Genomic DNA, 21,117 nt, shown 5'->3' on the forward strand with positions numbered 1-21,117 from the left:
CTCAGCGGTCGCGCTGCCACCAGTCGAACTTCACGCACAGCTTCCCGCCGAGCCAGTACTCCACCCAGTCGCCCAGCTCGACCGGCGAGCAGTTGGCCGGGTGCGTCGGGGTGGGCGGTGTGACGGGCTTGGCCGGCTCCGGGGTGACCGGAGTCGTGGGTGTGGTGGGTGTGGTGGGCGCGGTCGGTGTCGTGTTCGTGTCCTCGGTGCGGCCGAACAGCACCGAACGGTAGATCTTGGACGACTTCGGGTTCTGCGAGCACTGCCACACACCGTGCGGGCAGTAGTCGGTCACCGTGTTGTACAGCGGTTTGTGCTCGTCCATCCAGGCGAGCATCCGCTTCATGTACTCCGCGTTGTCCCCGTTTCGGAAGAGTCCCCATTCAGGATAGGAAATCGGCTTGCCGTGGGATTTCGCGAAGTCCACGTGTGCCTGAAGTCCGTAGGGCTCTTTCACCTGCTCGTCGAACGTCAGTCCGGAAGGCTGGTCGTACGAATCCATTCCGACGATGTCGACCGTGTCGTCCCCCGGATAGCACTCCGTCCAGGGCACGGCGTCCCGGCCGCGGCTCGGAGTGAAGTCGAACCGGAATTTCTGGCCCGGCACCGAGCGCATCGTGGTGACGATCCTGTTCCAGTACTTCTTCCAGGCCTCCGGGTCCGGCCCGCAGCGAGAGGTGTACGTCGTGCCGTTCATCTCCCAGCCGAGCACGATCACCGTGTCCGGCACCTTCAGGTCGACCAGCCTCCGGGCGAGGGCCCTGAAGTGCTGATCGAACTCACCGGCCGCGCCCTGCTGGAGCAGCCGCCGCACCTGGAAGTCGGAGACGCCCTCCTCGTTGCCCTCCTGCATCGGCACGTTGAGCACGAGCATCCGGTCGGACTTCTCGGTCCGCCAGTCCGCCCACACGTCGAGGAGACCGGGGGCGCCCTCGATGTCGCTCCAGTGGTTCCCGGGCAGGTAGGTGTGGCCGACGCGCAGTTCAGCCCCGCCCAGCCACGCGCTGAGCGCGGCCATCCGGGCGACCCCGCCGGCCCCGGAGTCCAGGAAGGCACCGAACGCGGGGGCGTCCTTCGGCCCGGGGGTCCTGGCGGCCTCGGGCGCGTTGGTGGCCCCGGGCGCCTTGGTGACCCCGGGTGTCTTCGGGACGTCGGGCGCCTTCGCCGGTGCGACGACGGCCGGAGTCGTGGGTGTGGTGGTCACGGGAGCAGGCGGATCGGTGGCCCGCGCCACCTCCGCTCCCGCCGCGAACCCGGGACCCGACGCGAAGGCCGCCGACGCGGCGACCGTAGCCGCGATGAAGGCCAGCCGGGCGGTCCGGGACCGTCGCTGCTGTGGGGCCATGTCTGCTCCTCTCTCCACTCTCGTACTCCGTTCCGACTCTGCTTTTCCTTCTACTGACACTCAGTCATATGAATATGAATTACGCCACCGCCATTACGGCTTCCGAGTTCACCTGTCGCCCGCACGGGTGAAACGAACCGAAGGAAACAGTCCGTGTCGCTGCTTGACACCCGAGTCCCCGCAGTTCTGTTGCGGATCGACCGGAATCCCTTTCACCACGGAACGCTGGGGGCCGTGCGGTCATTGGGCCGGGCGGGAGTGGAGGTGCATGTGGTCGCCCTTTCCGCCGCAAGTCCCGTACGCACCTCCCGCTTTGTCTGCCAGATGCATCCCCCGCCGCCGGCCGGCGCCTCGCCCGCCGAGATCGCCGGCACACTGCGGCGGGTCGCCGCCGGGATCGCGCGTCCCGCCGTGCTGATCCCGATGGACGACGCGAGCGCCGTCGCGGTCGGCCGGCTGCGGGACGAGCTGACGCCCTCGTACCTGCTCCCGCAGCAGCCCGGCGCACTGTCGGAACGGGTCGCGGACAAGGCCGAACTGGCCGCCGTGTGCGCGGACGCGGACATCCCGCACCCGGTGACGCTGGCCCCGGAGAGCCCGGCGCAGGCGGCGAGCGCCGCGTGGCAGCTGGGGCTGCCGGTCGTCGCGAAGTGGAGCCGGCCCTGGCTGGTGCCGGCCGGGACCGGGCTGCGCAGCACGGTCGTGGTGCACAGCGCGCAGGAGGCGCGCGAGCTGTTCCTGCGCGCCGAGGAGGCGGGCAGCAGGCTGCTGTTGCAGACGTTCCTGCCGTCCGGGCCCGACCGCGACTGGTTCTTCCACGGCTACGCCGACCGGTCGGGCGCCCTGCGCGGCGGCGGCACCGGCCGCAAGCAGCGCGCCTGGCCGCGCGGCGCGGGCCTGACGGCGGTGGGCCGCTGGACGCCCAACCCGCAGGTGCAGGCGCTCGCCGAACGGCTCACCGCCTCACTCGGCTACCGCGGCATCCTCGACCTGGACTTCCGCCGCTGCGGCTCGACCGGCCGCTACCACCTGCTCGACTTCAACCCGCGGCCCGGCGCCCAGTTCCGGCTCTTCGCCGACACCGCGGGCCTGGACGTCGTCCGCGCCCAGCACCTGGACCTGACCCACCGTCCGCTGCCGGACGGGTCGCCGCGACCGGGCCGGACGTTCGTGGTCGAGAACTACGCGCCGCTCAGCGCGCTGCGCCCGGCCCTCGGCGGAAGCGAGCTGGCCTGGCACGCGCCGGACGACCCGGCACCCGGCCGGGCGATGTGGGGACTGTGGGCCCTGCACGTGCTCCGCAAGGTGCGCGAGCGGCTGGGCGGGACAGCCCCCGCGGCCCGTCCGAAGGAGGCCCGGGTGGTGCGCCAGGCGGGCGAGAGCCACGTCAACACGCCGGTGGCACCCGCCGGGCTGACCAAGGTGACCGAGTTGACCGACGACGAGAAAGCGAGCAGCTGCTGATGTACGACCTGCTGGTGGTGGGCGCGGGCCCGTACGGCCTGTCCATCGCGTCCCACGCCGCGTCCGCCGGGCTGAACCTGCGCGTCTTCGGCCGGCCGATGGCATCCTGGCGCGACCACATGCCCCGCGGCATGTTCCTCAAGTCGGAGCCCTGGGCCTCCAACCTCTCCGACCCCGAGGGCCGTTGGCCGCTCGACGTGTACTGCGCGGGCCAGGGCGTGACGTCCCGGCACGGCGAGCCGATCCCGGTCGAGATGTTCGCCGACTACGGCCTGTGGTTCGCGCGCAACGCCGTGCCCGAGGTCGACGAGCGCACGGTGGAGCGCATCGCGCCGGTGCCGGGCGGCTTCGAGGCGGTCACCGACGACGGCACCGTGCTGCACGCCCGCACCGTCGCACTCGCGGTCGGTGTCATGCCGTTCGTCGAAATCCCCTCCGCACTGCGGGGGTTGGACCGCTCCCTCGTCTCGCACAGCAGCCACCACAGCGCCCTGGACGACTTCCGCGGCAAGGACGTCACGGTGATCGGCGGCGGCCAGGCGGCACTGGAGACGGCCGCGCTGCTCGCCGAACAGGGCACGCGGGTACGGGTGGTGGCCCGCGCCGACGAACTGTTCTGGAACGACGTGCCGCCCGCCTGGGAACGCCCGTGGTGGCAGTCGGCCCGCTCCCCGCACAGCGGCCTGGGCTGCGGCTGGCGCAACTGGTTCTACGCGGAACGCCCCGGCCTCTTCCACCGCCTCCCCGAGTCGACCCGGGCCAGGATCGCCGCCACGGCACTCGGCCCCGCGGGCGCCTGGTGGGTGCGGGACCGGGTCGAACCGGCGGTGGAGGTGCTGCTGGGCCACGAGGTCGCGGCGGCCGACGCGGTGCCGGGCAGGGTACGCCTGGAGACGGTGAGCCGGGAGGGCGGGACCCGCTCCCTGGACACCGAACACGTCATCGCGGCAACGGGGTTCAGGGCCACGACCGGCCGACTCGGGCTGCTCTCAAGTGAGTTGAGGGGCAACCTGGCGACGGTGGGCGACGGTTCCCCCGAAGTGGGCCGGGACTTCGAGTCCTCGCACCCGGGCCTGTTCATGGCGGGCCTGGTGACGGCCGCGAGCTTCGGACCGGCGATGCGCTTCGTGCACGGCGCCACGTACACGGCGGGCGCGCTGGTGCGGGGAGTCCGGCGCCGGCTGCACTCGGAACCGCGCACGGGCATGATCCCGGCCCCGGGACGACGGAGCACGCCGAACCTCGCCCGGCGCTGAGGCACGGGCGGTGCGGGTGTGCCGGGCGGAGACGTCCGGCACCCCGCGTACATCACCTACGGGACGCGGCTCGGCCTCGTCGGTAGAGGATCGTGCCACCCGCGATCAGCGCGGCACTGACGGCCGAGGCGGCCAGCATGGCCTCACTGCCGGTGTGCGCCAGAACGGGCGGCGGGGTGTGCTCCCCACCGGAGGGCGGAGGCGTGTGGTGCACGCCCATGGGAGGAGGCGGGGTGTGCTCGCCACCACCGGGAGGCGGGGTGTGGTGCCCACCGCTCGGAGGCGGCGTGTGGTGCCCGCCACCGGGAGGCGGGGTGTGGTGGTGCCCACCCGTAGGGGGAGGCGTGTGGTGCCCACCGCCGGGAGGGGGCGTGTGGTGCCCACCCGTAGGGGGCGGGGTGTGGTGCGGAGGGGGCGTGTGGTGGCCACCCGGAGGCGTGTGGTGCGGGGGCGGGGTGTGGTGCGGGGGCGGAGGCGTGTGGTGCGGAGGGGGCGAGTGGTGTCCGCCCGTGGGAGGCGGCGTCTCCTCGCAGTCCGGGGTGCCGTAGCCGGAGTGGTCCCGGTGGCCGTGACCCACGTGGAGACCGTGGCCGTGGCCCACGTGGTGACCGTGGCCGTAGCCGGTGTGGTCCCCGGAGCCGTAACCCGAGTGATCCCCGGAGCCATACCCCGTGTGATCCCCGGAGCCGTAACCCGAGTGATCCCCGGAGCCGTAACCCGTGTGATGCCCGTACCCGGAGCCGTAACCCGTGTAATCCGCGTACCCGGAGCCGTACCTCGTGTGGTCCCCGTGTCCGTACCCGGAGTCCTCCCGGGAGCCGTACCCCGAGTCGTCTCCGGAGCCGTAGCCCGAGTCGTCGTCGGAGTCGCCGTACACGTCGCCGTAGGACGGAGCGGGCGACCGGTGGTGGCCGGTGTGGGAGGCGTGCTCGCTGTGCCGGTGGTCCGTGCCGCCGGCGCAGGAGTTGCCGAACGTCGGGTTCAGCCCGGACACCCCGTCGGCGGTGTTGCCGCAAGCGTTGACCGGTACGTCGACCGGGACCTTGAGGCTGTTGCCGGACAGGACGCCCGGCGAATCCGTAGCAGCGCCGCCGGCGTACGTGTCGGCCACGGCGGGGCTGCCGCACAGGGACAGAATGCTTGTCGCGGCGGCCGCCGCGACCATTCCCTTACCCAGGGTCTGTCGCAATCTCGTTGTCTTCCTGCTTGAAGTGGGAAAAGCCGGCCTTGGAAGCGGAAACTGTCCAAGGCCGGCCATGAAACAGCCGGAACGGCTGGGGTGTTACGTCGTCAGTCGTTGACGCACGTGTTGCCGAACGCCGGGTTCAGCAGGCCGATCACGTCGATCGAGTTGCCGCACACGTTGACGGGGATGTGCACGGGAACCTGGACCACGTTGCCCGAGAGGACACCCGGCGAACCGATGGCGGCACCCTCGGCACCGGCGTCGGCGAAGGCCGGGGCGGCCATACCGAGAGCCATGATCGCACCAGCGACAACAGCAGCGCTCTTCTTCATGAACGTTCCCTTCTCTGCGGTCATGCCTAATTGACGGCCGAAACCGAGCGAGCACAGCCTGGACGGCTCGCACCATGACCTGCACCCTGTAAAACGAGGGACAGCCACAGGAAGAAACTCAAGAACGCGTGTCACCTGACAATTCACTCGATCGTCCGCACCGAATTGACAGGATGACGACATCCACGCAGAAACGCTTCTCTTCAAGGGAAGACAGCTTTGTTCAGCAAACCGGGCGACCCGCACGGACATTCCGGCGGGCCGCCCGGGTCACACTCAGGCGTACGGTCAGCTGCCGATGGCTCCGTTGCCGGACAGCACCGGGATGTTGTCGGCGATGTGCGACAGCGGCTCGTCGCCCTTGGCCTGGGTGGAGTTCTCGGCACACTGCTGGTTCTGCGGGGCCGAGAGGATCGGCACGTCCTGAAGGACGGTGACCGGCACCAGCACGCCCACCAGCGAAGCCAGGTTCGCCTTGACCGGCACCCCGAGGCAGAGCTTGTTCAGGTCGCCCTGGGCGAGCGACAGCTGGGGGCTCATGTCGCCGACCGTCTTGGCGTTGCCATAGGCCTGCTCGGCACCGTTCCCGTTGACCGTGGTGACGCCGTTGTCGTTGCCGATGGCCAGCGCCTGCGGGGCGGCCGTCGCCGAGACGCCGACGACGGAAGCCGCGACAGCCGTCGCAGCCATTGCCTTCTTGAGCATTTCTGCGGTCCTTTCCTGGCAGAGACACAATTCCTGCTCCCCCATCAACAGGGGCGGGCCGGATTGGTTGCGTGGCTTCACCCGGTTGGATTCATCTGGGCCATTGGAGTGAATCGGAGCAACCATGCGGCCGGGTGCCAGTTGTTCAGGTCGCTCCGGTGGACGGGGTTACTCCAGAAGGGACCACGCAAGTGATCAAGAAGGTTATGGCTGCTGCGGCTGTCGCCGCTTCCGTCGTCGGAGCCTCGGCTGCCGTCGCCGCCCCGGCGATGGCGATCGGTAACGACAACGGCGTCACCACGACGAACGGCAACGGCGCCGAGCAGATCTACGGCAACCAGGCCACGTACGGCAACATGAGCCCGCAGATGGCGCTCATCCAGGGTTCGCTGAACAAGCCCTGCATCGGCCTGCCCGCCAAGGCGAACCTGGCCTCGCTGGTCGGCCTCGTGCCGATCACCGTCGCGCAGGACGTGCCGATCCTCTCCGCGCCGCAGAACCAGCAGTGCACCGAGAACTCCACCCAGGCCAAGGGCGACGAGCCGCTGTCGCACATCCTGGACAACATCCCGGTCCTGTCGGGCAACGGCTCTGCGGGCAGCTGACCTCGCGGACGTTCACCGCGGGCCGTCGAACTCTCGGCGGCCCGTTGGTTTGCCATTCAGGATTCCTGCCTTCCCCAGCAGGCAGCGGCCCCCGTCGAGCGACCCGCCCCGGAGCGCGCCAACTCGCCTGCGGGTAAGCCGACTTATTGCTCCATTCGGTGCAGATGCCGCAACCAAAGCGGCGTGCACCCAGTTGATCATCGCGCGGCTCCGCAACGGGAGTCCGTCCTCCGAAAGGGATTGAACATGAAGAAGCTGTGGGCGACCGCGGCTGTTGCCGCCTCCATCGCCGGTGTCTCGGCTGCCGTCGCCACCCCGGCGATGGCGATCGGCAACGACGACGGTGTCACCACCACCCAGGGCAACGGCGCCGAGCAGAAGTACGGCAACCAGGAGACCAAGGGCGACATGAGCCCCCAGCTCTCCCTTGTTCAGGGCACCCTGAACAAGCCCTGCATCGGCCTGCCCGTCAAGGCGAACCTGGCCTCGCTGGTCGGCCTCGTGCCGATCACCGTCCTGCAGGACGTGCCGATCCTCTCGGCCCCGCAGAACCAGCAGTGCACCGAGAACTCCACCCAGGCCAAGGGCGACGAGCCGCTGTCGCACATCCTGGACAACATCCCGGTCCTGTCGGGCAACGGCGCCGTGGGCAGCTGACCCCACCAGCACCACAGGAGCGGGCCGCCGAGCACCTCGGCGGCCCGCTCTTCCGTGTCGTGACACCGACTCCGCTACGGCCGCCGCGACTCGGGCCGCGCGTAGAGGGCCTCGATGTCCTCCGCGTAGGCCGCCGTCGCCACATGGCGCCGGAGTTTGAGGGACGGGGTGAGCAGGCCGTTGTCCTCGGTGAACTCGCCCTCGATCAGGGCGAAGGCGCGGATGGACTCGGCGCGGGAGACGGCCTGGTTGGCGTGGTCGACGGCCTTCTGGACGTCGGCGCGCAGACGCGGGTCCTCGACGAGGTCGGCGAGCGGGGTGTCCGCGGGAAGCCCGCGCACCGACAGCCAGTGGGCGAGGGCCTCGGGGTCGAGCGTGATCAGGGCGGCGACGTAGGGGCGGTTGTCGCCGACGACCAGGCACTGGCCGACCGGGGCGCGGCTGCGCAGGCGGTCCTCCAGGACGGCCGGGGAGACGTTCTTGCCGCCGTTGGTGACGAGGATGTCCTTCTTGCGGCCGGTGATGGTGAGATAGCCGTCCTCGTCGAGCGCGCCGAGGTCACCGGTCGCGAACCACTGGTCCTTCAGTACGGCGTCGGTGGCCGCCGGGTCGTTCCAGTAGGCGCCGAAGACCACCCCGCCCCTGATGAGCACCTCGCCATCGTCGGCGATGCGGATCGCGGTGCCGGGGACCGGGAGGCCGACCGTGCCGGGGCGGGGCCGCAGGGGCGGGACGACGGTGGCGGCGGCGGTCGTCTCGGTGAGGCCGTAGCCCTCGTAGACGATGATTCCGGCGGCCGAGAAGAAGAGGTTGAGGTCGCGGTCGAGCGGGGAGCCGCCGCTGATCGCGTACCGCATGCGGCCGCCGAGTTCCTTGCGGATACGGCGGTACACCAGCAGGTCGTAGAGGGCCCACGCGGCGTAGAGGGCGGGGCCGGGGCCCTTGCCGGTGCCGAGGAACCTGTCGAGGTAGGCGGCGCCGAAGCGGACCGCGACGCGGTCGGCGCGGTCGAAGGAGGCGGCGCGGCCCAGCTTCTCGGCGGTGGCGCGGCCGGTGGCGTGGATCTTCTCGAAGAGGTAGGGCACGCCGACCAGGAACGTGGGCCTGAACTCCTTCAGCGCCGGGCGGAGTTCGTCGGGCTTGATGCTCGGGCAGTGGCCGACCTCGATACGGGCCATCAGGCAGGAGATCTGGAGGGTGCGGCCCATGATGTGCGCGAGCGGGAGGAACAGGAGTGTCGAGGCGACCTGGCCGGTGACCTCCGTGAAGAGCGGGTGCAGCAGCTCGACCAGGTTCGCGGCCTCGGCGTGCAGGTTGGCGTGGGTGAGGACGCAGCCCTTGGGGCGTCCGGTGGTGCCGGAGGTGTAGCAGATCGTCGCGATCGTGTCGGGGGAGAGGGAGGCGCGCCGCTTGGTGATCTCGTCGTCGGGCAACTCCTCGCCCAGGGCGGCGAGTTCGGCCATGGCTCCGGCGTCCAGCTGCCAGACGCGCGGGGGTTGGGGGTGGCGGGCGGTGGCGGCGGTGACCGTGCCGGTGTTCTCGGGTGTCTCCGTGAGGACGAAGCGGGTGGCCGAGTCCCGGACGATCCACTCCACCTGCTCGGCGGAGGAGGTCGCGTAGATCGGCACGGTCTGGCCGCCGGCCGCCCAGACGGCGAAGTCGAGGACCGTCCACTCGTAGCGGGTGCGGGACATGACCGCGACCCGGCCGCCGGGTTCGAGGCCCGCCGCCACCAACCCCTTGGCCGTGGCGGTGACTTCGCGGGCGAAGGCGGTCGCCGTGACGGGGTGCCAGGTGCCGTGCTGTTCGCGGCGGAGGACCACCGTGTCGGGGGCCTCCGCCGCGTTGGTGAACGGGAGGTCGGCGGTGCTGCCGGTCGTCGGGCGCGGGACGAGGGGCGGTGTGCTCGCCTCGCGTACGACGCCCCGCTCGTCCCTGGTGAGTTCGACCCGGGTGCGGGCCGCCAGGTCGGTGCGTTGCCGCGCCCGCTTCAGGTCCTTGCGTACGCCCATGGCGACTGCTCCCGGTCGACGGTGAGACGGTGGCTGGGGCGTCAACTTACTCGCAAGTAGGGGAAGGTCAATGGGGTCTGTGCGTTCCGGTGGGTTCAGTCCGTCCGGCGTGCCTCGTCGATCGCCTCGGCGAGTTGGCGTACGTCCTTGTCCTCGGTCTCCTTCGCCAATGTGTGGGCGCGGGTGCCGAGTTCGGTGAGGCCGGGGTTGCCGGGCAGCTCCGTGGAGCGGAGGGTGTCGGCGAAGTAGGCGGCCACGGCGTCGACTTGGAAGGTGGCCGGGGCGCTGCCCAGGGAGTCGTGCAGGGCGCCGGTCTCCAGCTGGCCCGATTCCTCGTGCGGGGCGCGGGTGTTCGGGTCGAGCCAGCGGACGCTCGCGGTGGCGAGGTGGCCCTCGGCGCCGGGCCTGGTGCGGACGGCGTAGAGGGCGGTGACGGTGTGGCCGGGGCCGATCTCGCCGCCGTCGACCTTGTCGTTGCGGAAGTCGTGGTCGGCGACCTTGCGGTCCTCGTAGCCGATGAGGCGGAACCGCTCGACCGTCTCGGGGTCGAAGGCGACCTGGGCCTTGGCGTCGCGGGCGGTGAGGTCGATGTTCTGCGGGAGCTGGTCGACGAAGACCTTGTGGGCGTCGGCGTCGTCGGCGACGTAGGCGGTGTGGCCGTCGCCCTTGTCGGCGAGTTTCTCCATCAGGGCGTCGCCGTAGTCGCTGCCGACGCCCACTCCGAAGAGGGTGATGCCGTGGTCGCGGCGTTCGTGGGCGATGCGGTCGAGGATCGAATCGGGCTTGGTGTCACCGGTGTTGGCGAGTCCGTCGGAGATGAGGACGACGCGCTTGGTGGCGCCTTCGCGGAGGCCCTCGGTGGCGGTGGCGTAGCCGGTCTCGACGCCCGCGCCGAGGTTGGTGGAGGACTGGGTCTCCAACTCGTCCACGGCGTTGTGGACTTGGCCTCGGTGGCCGCCCAGGCGGGTCATCGGGAGGACGGTCTCGGCCTCGTCGCTGAAGGTGACGAGTGCGACGGAGTCGTCGTCGTGGAGGCGGTCCGTCATCTCGTCGAGGGACTTCTTGGCGAGGTCCAGGCGGCCCGGCTCGCTCATGGAGCCGGAGACGTCGATCACGAACGTCAGGGCGGCGGGCGGGCGTTCGGCGGTGGAGGTCCCCCCGGACTGGGGCCGGGTGGCGAGGCCCACGCGGACCAGGGACCAGTCGCTCCGGTCGGTGCGGGCGCCGTCGACGGTGACCGTGAAGCCGTTGCCGTGGGGGCGGTCGTAGTCCTGGCGGAAGCTGTTGACGAACTCCTCGGGGCGGATCGTCGAGGGGTCGGGGCGTCGGCCGTCGGCGAGGGCGCGGCGGGCGTAGCCGTAGGAGGCGGTGTCGACGTCGAGGGCGAAGGTGGAGAGGTAGTCGGGGGGTGGGGCGACCTTGTCGGCGGGGGTGCCGGTCTGTTCGCCGTCCCGTTCGCCGCTGTGGTCACCGCCGGAGGGGATGGCGGGGGCCGGGAAGCCGGTGCGGTCGGTCGCGTTGGAGGTGTTCGAGTCGCTGCCGCCGCCCGCGCCGCAGGCGGTGAGGAGCAGGCCGCCCGCCGCGGTCAGGGCGAGCAGGGTGGCGCGCAGGCGCCGAGGTTTCCTGGTGCGGTGGTGGGCGTACTCCTGCCCGGGTCGTGTGCGGTCGGTCTCCATCTCCCGTGCCCCCTCGGTCCGTTGACGTCGGCTTCTGCGACTGTGACGGCGGAGGGGGTGGGAATGTGCGCTACGGGGAGTTGCGGAAGCGTCTCGAAGGGGTCGCGATCAAGGGCCTTCGAGACCGGTGGGAGATCCTCCGGTGACCTAGGACACGATGTCCTTGCGGCCGAAACCCCGGAAGGCCAGGGCGAACAGCACGAGGGCGTACGTAACGGAGACCGCCGTGCCCTGGATCATGCCGGACCACTCGGGGTGCGGCTGGACGGCGTCCGCCCAGGCGAACTGCCAGTGCGCGGGCAGGAAGTCGCGCCAGTGGCCGAGGGCCGTGACGGCGTCCAGGACGTTGCCGACGATGGTCAGGCCGACCGCGCCGCCGACCGCGCCGAGAGGGGCGTCGGTCTTGGTCGAGAGCCAGAACGCGAGCCCCGCGGTGACCAGTTGGGACACGAAGATGAACGCCACGACCACCAGCAGGCGTTGGGCCGCGGTGCCCGCGCCGATGGCGCCGCCGGTGGGCAGCTCCAGCGGGCCCCAGCCGTAGGCGGCGGTGCCGACGGCGAGGGCGACGACCGGGAGCAGGATCATCGCGGCGAGGCTGAGGGTCAGGCCGACGACCAGCTTGGACCAGAGGAGGCGGGCTCTGGGCACCGGTGCCGCGAGCAGATAGCGCAGGGAGGACCAGCTGGCCTCCGAGGCGACCGTGTCCCCGCAGAACAGGGCGACCGGGACGACCAGGAGGAAGCCGGCCGACACGAACAGGTTCACCGCGGCGAAGTTGGCGCCGGACGCGGTGGCCGTGTCCATCAGGGTCACCTGGGAGCCGCGCTCGCCCGGGGTGCCGCCGATCGCGAAGGCCGCGACCAGGATGAAGGGCAGCGCGGCGAGGATGCCGCCCATGATCAGCGTGCGGCGCCGCTTCAGCTGCCGGACCAGTTCGACCCGCAGGGGCAGGGTGCGGCCCGCCCGGTAGCCGGAGGCCACCTCTACGGGCTCGGCGAGCGTGCTCATGCGGAACCTCCGATCAGGGTGAGGAAGGCGTCTTCGAGCCGGCGGTGGGGGCCGACGGAGGAGACGGGGACTTCGAGGCGTACGAGTTCCACGAGGAGGCGGGCCGCGGTGGGTGAGCCGTGGGTGGAGGGTTGGCCGGGTGTGGCCGGTGCGGGTGGCAGGGGCGCCGGGTCCTCTGCGCGGGGCGGGGATGCCGGCATGGCCGGGACAACCTCGCCGACAGGTGAACTCGCCCCGCCTGTCTGCGAGTTGGCGGACACGAGGTCGACGGCGGTGGCCAGCCGGTCACCGGCGGCCGGTGCCAGCCGTAGCAACAGGCCGCCTTCCGCGCGGGTCACCGAGTCCACGTCCGGGAGGGCCGCGATCTTCTCCAGGAGGGGGTCGGGGATGTCCGCCGCGAGGCCGACGAGGAGGGTGTCTCCGGAGCCGATGATCTCCGCGACCGGGCCCGCCTGGACGAGGCGGCCCCGGTCCATCACCACGAGGTGGGTGCAGGACTGTTCGACCTCGGCGAGGAGGTGGCTGGAGACGATGACCGTGCGGCCCGCCGCCGCGTAACGGATCATCACCTCGCGCATCTCGCGGATCTGGGGCGGGTCGAGGCCGTTGGTCGGTTCGTCGAGGATGAGGAGGTCCGGGAGGCCGAGCATGGCCTGGGCGATGGCGAGGCGCTGGCGCATGCCCTGGGAGTAGGTGCGGACCGCGCGGGCGAGTGCGTCGCCGAGGCCCGCGATCTCCAGGGCCTCCTCCAGGTGGGCGTCCTCCGGCGGGCGGCCGGTCGCCTGCCAGTACAGCTCCAGGTTCTCGCGGCCGGAGAGGTGCGGGAGGAAGCCCGCGCCCTCGACGAACGCGCCGACCCTGGAGAGGACGGGGGCGCCCGGGCGGATCGCGTGGCCGAAGACCCTGATCTCACCGGCGTCCGGCTTGATCAGGCCCATCAGCATGCGCAGGGTGGTCGTCTTGCCCGCGCCGTTCGGACCGAGGAGGCCGAGCACCTGTCCCTTCTCCACACGGAAGGACAGGTCCCGCACCGCGTACCGGTCCGCCGACTTCGCGTACCGCTTGCTCAAGTCGGTGATCTGGAGCGGGACTTCGGCCAGCTCGGGGGCGGGGGGTGCCGTGGCGGTGCGTCGGCGGCCGGTCAGCAGCAGGGCCACGGCGATGGCCACGCCCGCGAGCGGGAGCCACCACACCCAGGACGGGAGGGTCGCCGCCGACGTGGTGACGCCGGGGGCCGTCGGCACCTTGAGGTCGCTCTTCAGGGTGACGGTGTACGTCGCCGGGGCCGCCGGTGAGGCGTAGCCGAGGTCCGTCGAGGCGAGGACCAGGCGCAGGTGGTGGCCGCTCTGGACGTCGTAGTCGATGGCCGGGAGGGTGATCGTGACGTCCTTGCCGGACGTGGCGCCCTCGACCCTGAGGGGGGTCACCAGCTGGGAGGGGAGCACCTGTTGGGTGCCGCTCGGGCCCACGTCGTAGACCTTGCCGAAGAGGACGGCGTCGGCGCTCGTCGACTTCACGTGGACGGTGACCGTGGGCGAGCCGGTGATGCGGAGGCCGGTGGTGAGGGGAGCCGAGTCGAACGCGGCGTACTGGCCGGGGAAGTCGAGGGAGACGCCGATGCCCAGGGAGGAGAGTTGGGACAGGCCGCCGGTGCTGCCCAGGCCCGGCAGGGCCGAGACGGCGGGCGGGCTGGCGCCGGCCGGGTTGGTGAAGGACTGCTCGCGGCGGCCGGTCAGGGCGAACGCGCGCGGGTCGCTCTCCAGGCCCGGGTAGGCGCTGCCGCCCGCGCCGCGCAGCAGGGCGGCGCCGTCCGTGGAGTCGATGCCTCCGGTGCGGGTGACGCGGAAGGCGGGCCCGGTGTCGGTGTTCTTGTCGTCCTTCAGGTACCGGTCGAACCAGGACGTCACGCGTGCCTGGACGCGGCTCGTCTCCATGTCGCCGCCGTCATGGCCGCCGGCGATCCAGTCGACGTCCACAGGGGCGCCGTTCGCGCGGATCGCCTTCTGCGCCGCGTCGGCCTGGCCGAGCGGGAAGAGGGAGTCCGTCTGGCCCTGGAGCAGGAGGGTCGGCACGTTGATGCGGGTGGCCACGGCCGAGGGGGAGCGGGCCTCCAGGAGAGCGCGGGCCTGGGCGTCCGGCTTGCCGGACTCGGCGACGCGGTCGTACATCCGGCACAGCGTGGGCTCGAACTTGGCGCAGCCGCCACCGGAGTTGATGAAGATGCCGGCCCAGAGCTTCTTGAAGACGCCGTTCGGGAACAGGGCGTCCGCGAGGTTCCAGTACGTGATCGCCGGGGCGATGGCGTCGACCCGGTCGTCGTAGCCGGCGGCCAGGAGGGAGATCGCGCCTCCGTAGGAACCTCCCGCCATGCCCACGCGCGGGTCGCCCGGTTTGTCGAGTTCCACGTCCGGCTGCTTCGCCAGCCAGTCGATCAGCTTCGATACGTCCTTGACCTCGCGCGACGGGTCGTTCAGGCCGATCTTGCCGGTGGATTTGCCGAAGCCGCGGGCCGACCAGGTCAGTACCGCGTAGCCGTCTCCGGCCAGGTCCTCGGCTTCTTTTCGTACGTCTTCTTTGCTGCCGCCGAAGCCGTGCGCAAGGAGGACGGCCGGGCGGCGGGTCGATCCGCCTGTCGTGAAGTACGAGGTGTCGAGTTTTACGCCGTCGATCGCCATCGTCCGGTCCGATTGGTGGACCGGGGGCTTGGTGTCCGAGGCCGCGGCCGTCCAGGTGCCTGCGGCGGCCAGTACGACGACCGCGGCGGTGGCTGCCAGCCAGCGCCGGGGGTGTTGCAGTCGTCGTCGGCCTCGCAGCCCGGGCAGTCGAAGATCCATGCGTTCAACGGTACGGGGCGTCTCTGACAGTTGGGGGAGACCCTGGGGTGAGCTGGGGATGGCTGTGTACCGCGCTGGGAGTACGGCTGCGGGGGGGGTGGGGGTTCTGTTGAGTGCCGGGTGCGGGTGCGTCGTGGCTTGTCGCGCAGTTCCCCGCGCCCCTAGAGGCCTTGCCCCTTCGGGGCCTCGTCCTCATCGGGGAGTGAGATCAGCCAGCGGGTCTCCCTGCGCGGGCGGAGGTACAGGGCCCAGTAGAGAGTTGCCGCCGCGACGATGCCGCCCGTCCACAGCAGGTAGGTCGTTTCCTGCTGGGTCAGGATGTAGGCCAGGACCGCGATCAGGAGGATCGGCATCGCGGGCCACAGGGGCATGCGCCAGGCGTGGGTGTGGCGGTGGTGGCCTCGGCGGGAGAGCAGGGCCGCTACCGCCACGAGCAGGTACATGCCCGTCACCGAGACGCCTGTCACGCCGTACAGGGTGTCCAGGTTGACGAAGCAGAGGATCGCGCCCGGGATGCCGACGGCGAGGGTGGCCACCCAAGGGGACCCGAAGCGGCCGAGCTTGGAGAAGAGGGTGTTGACCGGCTGGGGCCAGGCCTTGTCCCGGGAGGAGGCGAAGAGGACTCGGGAGTTCTGGATGACCATGACGATGCCGGCGTTGATGATCGCGAGGGCCACGCAGAGGCTGACGAAGGTGCCGACCGCGGAGTTGGACCACGCCGTCACCATGGTGCTGATGTCGCCGCCGGTCAGTGTCGAGAGGTCCGATGCCCCCATCGTGATCGCCACGACCGGGACCAGGATGATCACCGTCGAGATCGCGAGGGTGGCGAGGACCGTGCGGGCCACGTTGCGGCGCGGGTTCTCCAGTTCCTCGGAGAGGTAGACCGCCGTCGAGAAGCCCTGCGTGACGAACAGGGCGATCGCCAGGCCCGAGACCACCAGCATCGCCGTCACCGTGTCCGTGTGGCCGTGCGCACCCGCGACCTGCATCGAGGTGAGGCTGCCGAGGCCTCGCCGGCTGTGGGTGAAGCCCAGGAGCGCCACCACTCCCGCCGCTATGACCTCCAGGACCAGGAAGATGCCCGTGATCCAGGCGTTGGCGCGCAGGTCCAGCAGGCCCGCCAGGGTGGCCAGGAGCATCACGCCCGCGCCGGTCATGGACGGGTTCAGATGGGCGATCGGGGCCAGGTAGTCCGCCGTGCCCATCGCTATCACCGGCGGGACGATCATCACGACCAGCAGCGAGAGGACGAAGACCAGCCAGCCCGCGAGCCTGCCCGCCAGCGTCGACACCATCGCGTACTCGCCGCCCGCGCTGGGGATGAGGGTGCCCAGCTCCGAGTAGCAGAACGCCACGGCGACGCAGAGGACCGAGCCGATCGCGATCGTGAGGGCGGTCGCGGTGCCGAGCGAGCCGAACAGGTCGGGGACGACCACGAAGAGCGTGGACGCCGGTGTCACGCAGGACAGCGTGAGAAGGGTGCCGCCGACGATGCCGATGGAACGCTTCAGCTGCTGCGGGCTCTTGCTCTGGCTCTGGGGGCTGTCCGACGTCGCCTCGGAAACGGCGGCCCCGGCAGTGGAGAGGGTGTCGGTCACGCGCTGATGGAACATTGACGGAAACCATCACGTCAATGGGTGTTCACCTACGGAATCCGTTGATCCAGAGCGGTTGGAGTGGCCTGTTCGGCACCTGGACGCAGTGCCGGTCCCGGTTCGGCTCGGTGCGGGAACCGCAGCCGTCGTAGGCGAAAAAAAGGGGCCGTCCGCGATGCGGACGGCCCCGTTCGGGGTTTTTCAGTGGTTGCGCGGGAAGCCGAGGTCCACACCGGAGGGGCCGTCGGCCGGGTCCGGCCAGCGGGTGGTGACGACCTTGCCGCGGGTGTAGAAGTGCGTGCCGTCGTTGCCGTAGATGTGGTGGTCCCCGAAGAGGGAGTCCTTCCAGCCGCCGAACGAGTGGTAGCCCACCGGGACCGGGATCGGCACGTTGACGCCGACCATGCCGGCCTCGATCTCCAGCTGGAAGCGGCGGGCGGCGCCGCCGTCGCGGGTGAAGATCGCGGTGCCGTTGCCGAAGGGCGAGCTGTTGATCAGCGCCACGCCCTCGTCGTACGTCTCGACGCGCAAGACGCACAGCACCGGGCCGAAGATCTCGTCCTGGTACGCCTTCGCGGTGGTCGGCACCTTGTCGAGCAGGGAGATGCCGATCCAGTGGCCGTCCTCGAAGCCCTCGACCGTGTAACCCGTGCCGTCGAGGACGACCTCCGCGCCCTCGGCCGCCGCGCCGGTGACGTAGGACGCCACCTTGTCGCGGTGGACCTTCGTGATGAGGGGGCCCATCTCGGAGGTCGGGTCGTTGCCGGGGCCGATCTTGATCTTCTCGGCGCGCTCGCGGATCTTCGCGACCAGCTCGTCGCCGATCGAACCGACCGCGACGACGGCCGAGATGGCCATGCAGCGCTCACCGGCCGAGCCGTAGGCCGCGCTCACGGCCGCGTCCGCCGCCGCGTCGAGGTCGGCGTCCGGGAGGACCAGCATGTGGTTCTTGGCACCGCCCAGCGCCTGGACGCGCTTGTGGTTCGCGGCGGCCGTGGTGTGGATGTAGCGGGCGATCGGGGTCGAGCCGACGAAGGAGACGGCCTTGACGTCCGGGTGCTCCAGGAGGCGGTCCACGGCCACCTTGTCGCCGTTGACGACGTTGAAGACGCCGTCCGGGAGACCTGCCTCCGCGAGGAGCTCGGCGATCTTCAGGGACGCCGACGGGTCCTTCTCGGACGGCTTGAGGACGAAGGTGTTGCCGGTCGCGATGGCGATCGGGAACATCCACATCGGCACCATGGCCGGGAAGTTGAACGGCGTGATGCCCGCGACCACGCCCAGCGGCTGACGGATCGAGGAGACGTCGACACGACTGGCGACCTCCGTCGACAGCTCGCCCTTCAGCTGCACGGTGATCCCGCACGCCAGGTCGACGATCTCCAGGCCGCGCGCGACCTCGCCCAGCGCGTCGCTGTGCACCTTGCCGTGCTCGGCGGTGATCAGCTCGGCGATCGCGTCGCGGTTGGCGTCGAGCAGCGCGCGGAACTTGAAGAGGATCGTGGTGCGCTTGGCGAGGGACGAGGTGCCCCAGGTCGCGTAGGCGTCCTTGGCGGCGGCGACGGCCGCGTCGACCTCGTCGACGGTCGCGAAGGCGACCTTGGTGGTGACCGCGCCGGTCGCCGGGTCGGTGACCGGCCCGTAGTTGCCCGAGGCGCCTTCGACGGTCTTGCCGCCGATCCAGTGGTTGACGATCTTCGTCATGCCCAGTTGCTCCTTCACAGATGGCGGCGTCGGGTGGAGACGTGCCGTTCGTACAGCTCACGTGCCTTGACCGCGGACGACCGGGTCGCGGTCGCGGCCACAGGTACATCCCACCAGGCCTGCGCGGGAGGCGCGCCCGACACTGTGTCTGCAGTTTCGGTCTCCACGTAGACACATGTGGGAGTGTCGGCGGCCCGTGCCTCGGCGAGCGCTTCGCGCAGGTCGCCGACGGTCTTCGCGCGCAGCACCCGCATGCCGAGACTGGCCGCGTTGGCGGCGAGATCGACGGGCAGCGGTGCCCCGGTGCAGGAACCGTCGACAGGCGAACGGTGACGGTACGCCGTGCCGAACCGCTCGCCGCCCACCGACTCCGACAGGCCGCCTATCGAGGCGTACCCGTGGTTCTGTATCAGCACCACCTTGATCGCGATGCCCTCCTGTACGGCGGTCACGATCTCCGTCGGCATCATCAGGTACGTGCCGTCGCCGACCAGCGCCCACACCGGCCGGTCCGGCGCGGCCAGCTTCACACCGATCGCGGCCGGGATCTCGTAGCCCATGCAGGAGTAGCCGTACTCCACGTGGTACTGGTCGAACGACCGCGTCCGCCACAGCTTGTGCAGATCGCCGGGGAGCGATCCGGCCGCGTTGACGAGGATGTCCGAGGCGTCGACGATCTCGTCCAGCGCGCCCAGGACCTGGGGCTGCGTCGGGCGTACGTCGGGTTCCTCGGCCTCGTAGCAGGCGTCGACGCGCTGTTCCCACCGCTCCTTGTCCTCGCGGTACTCGGCGATGTAGGAGTCGGCGACCCGGTACGCGCCCTGGCCCAACTCCCCCGCCAGCGCGGTCAGTCCGCTCCGTGCGTCGGCGATCAGCGGCTGTCCGGCGAGCTTGTGGCCGTCGTAGGCACCGATGTTGAGGTTGAGGAAGCGGACGCCGGGCTTCTCGAAGAGGGTGCCGGAGGCGGTGGTGAAGTCGGTGTAGCGGGTGCCGACGCCGATCACCAGGTCGGCCAGGCGGGCGAGTTCGTCGGCGGTGGCGGTGCCGGTGTGGCCGATGCCGCCGACGTCCTGGGGGTGGTCGTGGTTCAGGGAGCCCTTGCCGGCCTGGGTGGAGGCGACCGGGATGCCGGTGGCGGCGGCGAGTTCGGCGAGGACGGCTTCGGCGCGGCTGTGGTGGACACCGCCGCCCGCGATGATCAGCGGCCTCCTGGCCTCGCGAACTGCCCTGACGGCCGCGGCGAGTTCATCCGGGTCGGCGGCCGATCGCCGTACGTGCCAGGTGCGTTCGGCGAAGAACTCGTCCGGCCAGTCGTACGCCTCGGCCTGGACGTCCTGCGGCAGGGCCAGCGTCACGGCTCCGGTCCGCACGGGGTCGGTGAGCACGCGCATCGCCTGGAGCGCCGCCGGGATCAGCGCCTCGGGGCGGGTGATCCGGTCGAAGTACGTCGACACCGGGCGCAGGCAGTCGTTGACCGACACATCGCCCGCGTACGGGACTTCGAGCTGCTGGAGCACCGGGTCGGCGGGGCGGGTCGCGAAGGTGTCGCCGGGGAGGAGCAGGACCGGGAGGTGGTTGACGGTCGCGAGGGCCGCGCCGGTGACGAGGTTCGTGGCGCCGGGGCCGATCGAGGTCGTGACGGCCTGTGCGGCAAGGCGGTTCGACTGACGCGCGTAGCCGACTGCCGCGTGGACCATGGACTGTTCGTTGCGGCCCTGGTGGTACGGCATCTCATCGGCGTACTCGATGAGGGCCTGGCCGAGCCCGGCCACGTTGCCGTGGCCGAAGATGCCCCAGGTCGCGCCGATCAGCCGCTGCCGGGTGCCGTCCCGCTCGGTGAACTGGGCGGTCAGGAACCGCACCAGCGCCTGCGCGACCGTGAGCCTCGTCGTCGAGGTCATCGGTAACCCTCCGTGTGCTCGGGGTGGAAGCAGATCCGCCACTCCCTCGCCTCGCCGGGTCCCGCCATGACGTTCAGGTAGTACATGTCGTGACCCGGCTGGGCGATCGACGGGCCGTGCCAGCCGTCGGGCACGAGCACGCCGTCGCCGGAGCGGACCTCCGTGAGGACGTCTGCTCCGCCCTCACGGGAGGGGAATACGCGCTGATAGCCGAAACCGTTCGGGCCGTCGATCTCGAAGTAGTAGATCTCCTCCAACTCGGTCTCCTCCCCCGCGCGTTGCTCGTCGTGCTTGTGCGGCGGGTACGAGGACCAGTTGCCGCCGGGGGTGATGACCTCGACCGCGATCAGCTTGTCGCAGTCGAAGGCGTCGGCCGAGGCGAAGTTGCGGACACGGCGAAGGCTGGTGCCGTCGCCGCGTCGTTCCACCGGAACCTCCGGCGCGGGGCCGTAGCGAGCGGGGAGTCGTCGCTCGCACTTCGCTCCTGCCAGGGCGAAGCGGCCTCCCGCGCCGGAGGCGATCTTGACCTGGGCGTCTCGGGGGACGTACGCGAAGTCGGTGACTCCGGCGAATACGCTTTCCCTGCCCAGGAGTTGGAACTCTTCGTCCGCAATTCGCACGGTACATCCACCGCCGAGCGGAAGCACGATCCACTCGCTGTCACCGGTGGTGAAATGGTGGGTCCCGCCCGGCTCCAGCTCGACGATCCGCAGACTGCTGTGGGTCCAGCCGGCCCGCTCGGGGTCGATGTCCACGGCGTACTGCGCGTTGGCGGCGGAGCCCTTCGGGACGTACAGCTCGGGGACGTACGGCTCGACGGTCGTCATAACG

16 protein-coding genes are annotated in these 21,117 nt (G+C 70.7%); 4 read left to right on the forward strand and 12 right to left on the reverse strand.

Features of this window, described 5'->3' with window-relative positions; translation table 11 throughout:
* Nucleotide 1 precedes the first annotated feature (1 nt).
* Complete coding sequence (locus ACIRB1_RS25010) at nt 2-1,345, reverse strand: glycoside hydrolase family 26 protein (protein WP_403467031.1); 1,344 nt, start codon at nt 1,343-1,345, stop codon at nt 2-4.
* A 153-nt stretch (nt 1,346-1,498) separates the two neighbouring features.
* Here ACIRB1_RS25010 and ACIRB1_RS25015 point away from each other — a divergent pair, with 153 nt between their 5' ends.
* Both ACIRB1_RS25015 and ACIRB1_RS25020 read left to right on the forward strand, forming a co-directional pair.
* Entirely contained in the window at nt 1,499-2,809 is a 1,311-nt protein-coding gene (locus tag ACIRB1_RS25015; protein WP_403467032.1) for an ATP-grasp domain-containing protein, read from the forward strand.
* Nucleotides 2,809-4,065: an NAD(P)-binding domain-containing protein gene (locus ACIRB1_RS25020; RefSeq protein ID WP_403467033.1), complete on the forward strand. Its 1,257-nt coding sequence runs from the start codon at nt 2,809-2,811 to the stop codon at nt 4,063-4,065. Before ACIRB1_RS25015 ends, ACIRB1_RS25020 begins: the two co-directional genes overlap by 1 nt.
* A gap of 52 nt (nt 4,066-4,117) precedes the next feature.
* On the opposite strand, the gene ACIRB1_RS25025 is transcribed toward ACIRB1_RS25020, so the two are convergent.
* From ACIRB1_RS25025 to ACIRB1_RS25035, 3 genes are all read right to left on the reverse strand, one after another.
* Nucleotides 4,118-5,254, reverse strand: coding sequence for a chaplin (locus ACIRB1_RS25025; protein WP_403467034.1), 1,137 nt, complete (start codon nt 5,252-5,254; stop codon nt 4,118-4,120).
* Between the two features lie 101 nt (nt 5,255-5,355).
* The gene (gene chpD, locus ACIRB1_RS25030) at nt 5,356-5,583 is read right to left on the reverse strand and encodes a chaplin ChpD (RefSeq protein ID WP_026178071.1); all 228 of its coding nucleotides are present in this window, start codon (nt 5,581-5,583) and stop codon (nt 5,356-5,358) included.
* A gap of 288 nt (nt 5,584-5,871) precedes the next feature.
* On the reverse strand, nt 5,872-6,288 hold the full coding sequence (locus ACIRB1_RS25035; protein WP_403467035.1) for a rodlin: 417 nt from the start codon (nt 6,286-6,288) through the stop codon (nt 5,872-5,874).
* 191 nt (nt 6,289-6,479) lie between these two features.
* Between ACIRB1_RS25035 and ACIRB1_RS25040 the strand changes: the two genes are divergently transcribed.
* Together ACIRB1_RS25040 and ACIRB1_RS25045 are read left to right on the forward strand one after the other, a co-directional pair.
* Nucleotides 6,480-6,893 carry a rodlin gene (locus tag ACIRB1_RS25040; protein WP_352182464.1) on the forward strand — a complete coding sequence of 138 codons (414 nt, stop codon included), beginning with the start codon at nt 6,480-6,482 and terminating at the stop codon, nt 6,891-6,893.
* 246 nt (nt 6,894-7,139) lie between these two features.
* Complete coding sequence (locus ACIRB1_RS25045; protein ID WP_352182463.1) at nt 7,140-7,550, forward strand: rodlin; 411 nt, start codon at nt 7,140-7,142, stop codon at nt 7,548-7,550.
* 74 nt (nt 7,551-7,624) lie between these two features.
* On the opposite strand, the gene ACIRB1_RS25050 is transcribed toward ACIRB1_RS25045, so the two are convergent.
* The 8 genes from ACIRB1_RS25050 to iolB all read right to left on the reverse strand — a co-directional run bounded on the left by ACIRB1_RS25050 (nt 7,625) and on the right by iolB (nt 21,113).
* A complete protein-coding gene (locus ACIRB1_RS25050; RefSeq protein ID WP_403467036.1) occupies nt 7,625-9,562 on the reverse strand; it encodes an AMP-dependent synthetase/ligase in 1,938 nt (645 codons plus the stop codon).
* A gap of 95 nt (nt 9,563-9,657) precedes the next feature.
* Nucleotides 9,658-11,238, reverse strand: coding sequence for a von Willebrand factor type A domain-containing protein (locus ACIRB1_RS25055; protein WP_403467037.1), 1,581 nt, complete (start codon nt 11,236-11,238; stop codon nt 9,658-9,660).
* Between the two features lie 147 nt (nt 11,239-11,385).
* Nucleotides 11,386-12,249, reverse strand: coding sequence for an ABC transporter permease (locus tag ACIRB1_RS25060; RefSeq protein WP_352182460.1), 864 nt, complete (start codon nt 12,247-12,249; stop codon nt 11,386-11,388).
* Nucleotides 12,246-15,083, reverse strand: coding sequence for a CocE/NonD family hydrolase (locus tag ACIRB1_RS25065; RefSeq protein WP_403467038.1), 2,838 nt, complete (start codon nt 15,081-15,083; stop codon nt 12,246-12,248). Before ACIRB1_RS25065 ends, ACIRB1_RS25060 begins: the two co-directional genes overlap by 4 nt.
* 161 nt (nt 15,084-15,244) lie before the next feature.
* A complete protein-coding gene (locus ACIRB1_RS25070) occupies nt 15,245-16,684 on the reverse strand; it encodes an APC family permease (protein WP_352182458.1) in 1,440 nt (479 codons plus the stop codon).
* Nucleotides 16,685-16,882: 198 nt separating this feature from the next.
* Nucleotides 16,883-18,385, reverse strand: coding sequence for a CoA-acylating methylmalonate-semialdehyde dehydrogenase (gene mmsA, locus ACIRB1_RS25075; RefSeq protein WP_352182457.1), 1,503 nt, complete (start codon nt 18,383-18,385; stop codon nt 16,883-16,885).
* A gap of 14 nt (nt 18,386-18,399) precedes the next feature.
* A complete protein-coding gene (gene iolD / locus ACIRB1_RS25080; protein WP_403467039.1) occupies nt 18,400-20,286 on the reverse strand; it encodes a 3D-(3,5/4)-trihydroxycyclohexane-1,2-dione acylhydrolase (decyclizing) in 1,887 nt (628 codons plus the stop codon).
* Nucleotides 20,283-21,113, reverse strand: a complete 831-nt coding sequence (gene iolB / locus ACIRB1_RS25085; protein WP_403467040.1) for a 5-deoxy-glucuronate isomerase — start codon at nt 21,111-21,113, stop codon at nt 20,283-20,285. Before iolB ends, iolD begins: the two co-directional genes overlap by 4 nt.
* Nucleotides 21,114-21,117 lie beyond the last annotated feature (4 nt).

This window comes from Streptomyces sp. NPDC096013, assembly GCF_044763565.1.
Classification (GTDB): domain Bacteria; phylum Actinomycetota; class Actinomycetes; order Streptomycetales; family Streptomycetaceae; genus Streptomyces.

What these genes read in the sequence shown, in the direction of transcription:
- ACIRB1_RS25010 (WP_403467031.1), bottom strand. Translation starts at nt 1,345, where the DNA reads ATGGCCCCACAGCAGCGACGGTCCCGGACCGCCCGGCTGGCCTTCATC.
- ACIRB1_RS25020 (WP_403467033.1), top strand. Translation starts at nt 2,809, where the DNA reads ATGTACGACCTGCTGGTGGTGGGCGCGGGCCCGTACGGCCTGTCCATC.
- chpD (WP_026178071.1), bottom strand. Translation starts at nt 5,583, where the DNA reads ATGAAGAAGAGCGCTGCTGTTGTCGCTGGTGCGATCATGGCTCTCGGT.
- ACIRB1_RS25035 (WP_403467035.1), bottom strand. Translation starts at nt 6,288, where the DNA reads ATGCTCAAGAAGGCAATGGCTGCGACGGCTGTCGCGGCTTCCGTCGTC.
- ACIRB1_RS25045 (WP_352182463.1), top strand. Translation starts at nt 7,140, where the DNA reads ATGAAGAAGCTGTGGGCGACCGCGGCTGTTGCCGCCTCCATCGCCGGT.
- ACIRB1_RS25050 (WP_403467036.1), bottom strand. Translation starts at nt 9,562, where the DNA reads ATGGGCGTACGCAAGGACCTGAAGCGGGCGCGGCAACGCACCGACCTG.
- ACIRB1_RS25055 (WP_403467037.1), bottom strand. Translation starts at nt 11,238, where the DNA reads ATGGAGACCGACCGCACACGACCCGGGCAGGAGTACGCCCACCACCGC.
- ACIRB1_RS25060 (WP_352182460.1), bottom strand. Translation starts at nt 12,249, where the DNA reads ATGAGCACGCTCGCCGAGCCCGTAGAGGTGGCCTCCGGCTACCGGGCG.
- ACIRB1_RS25065 (WP_403467038.1), bottom strand. Translation starts at nt 15,083, where the DNA reads ATGGATCTTCGACTGCCCGGGCTGCGAGGCCGACGACGACTGCAACAC.
- mmsA (WP_352182457.1), bottom strand. Translation starts at nt 18,385, where the DNA reads ATGACGAAGATCGTCAACCACTGGATCGGCGGCAAGACCGTCGAAGGC.
- iolD (WP_403467039.1), bottom strand. Translation starts at nt 20,286, where the DNA reads ATGACCTCGACGACGAGGCTCACGGTCGCGCAGGCGCTGGTGCGGTTC.
- iolB (WP_403467040.1), bottom strand. Translation starts at nt 21,113, where the DNA reads ATGACGACCGTCGAGCCGTACGTCCCCGAGCTGTACGTCCCGAAGGGC.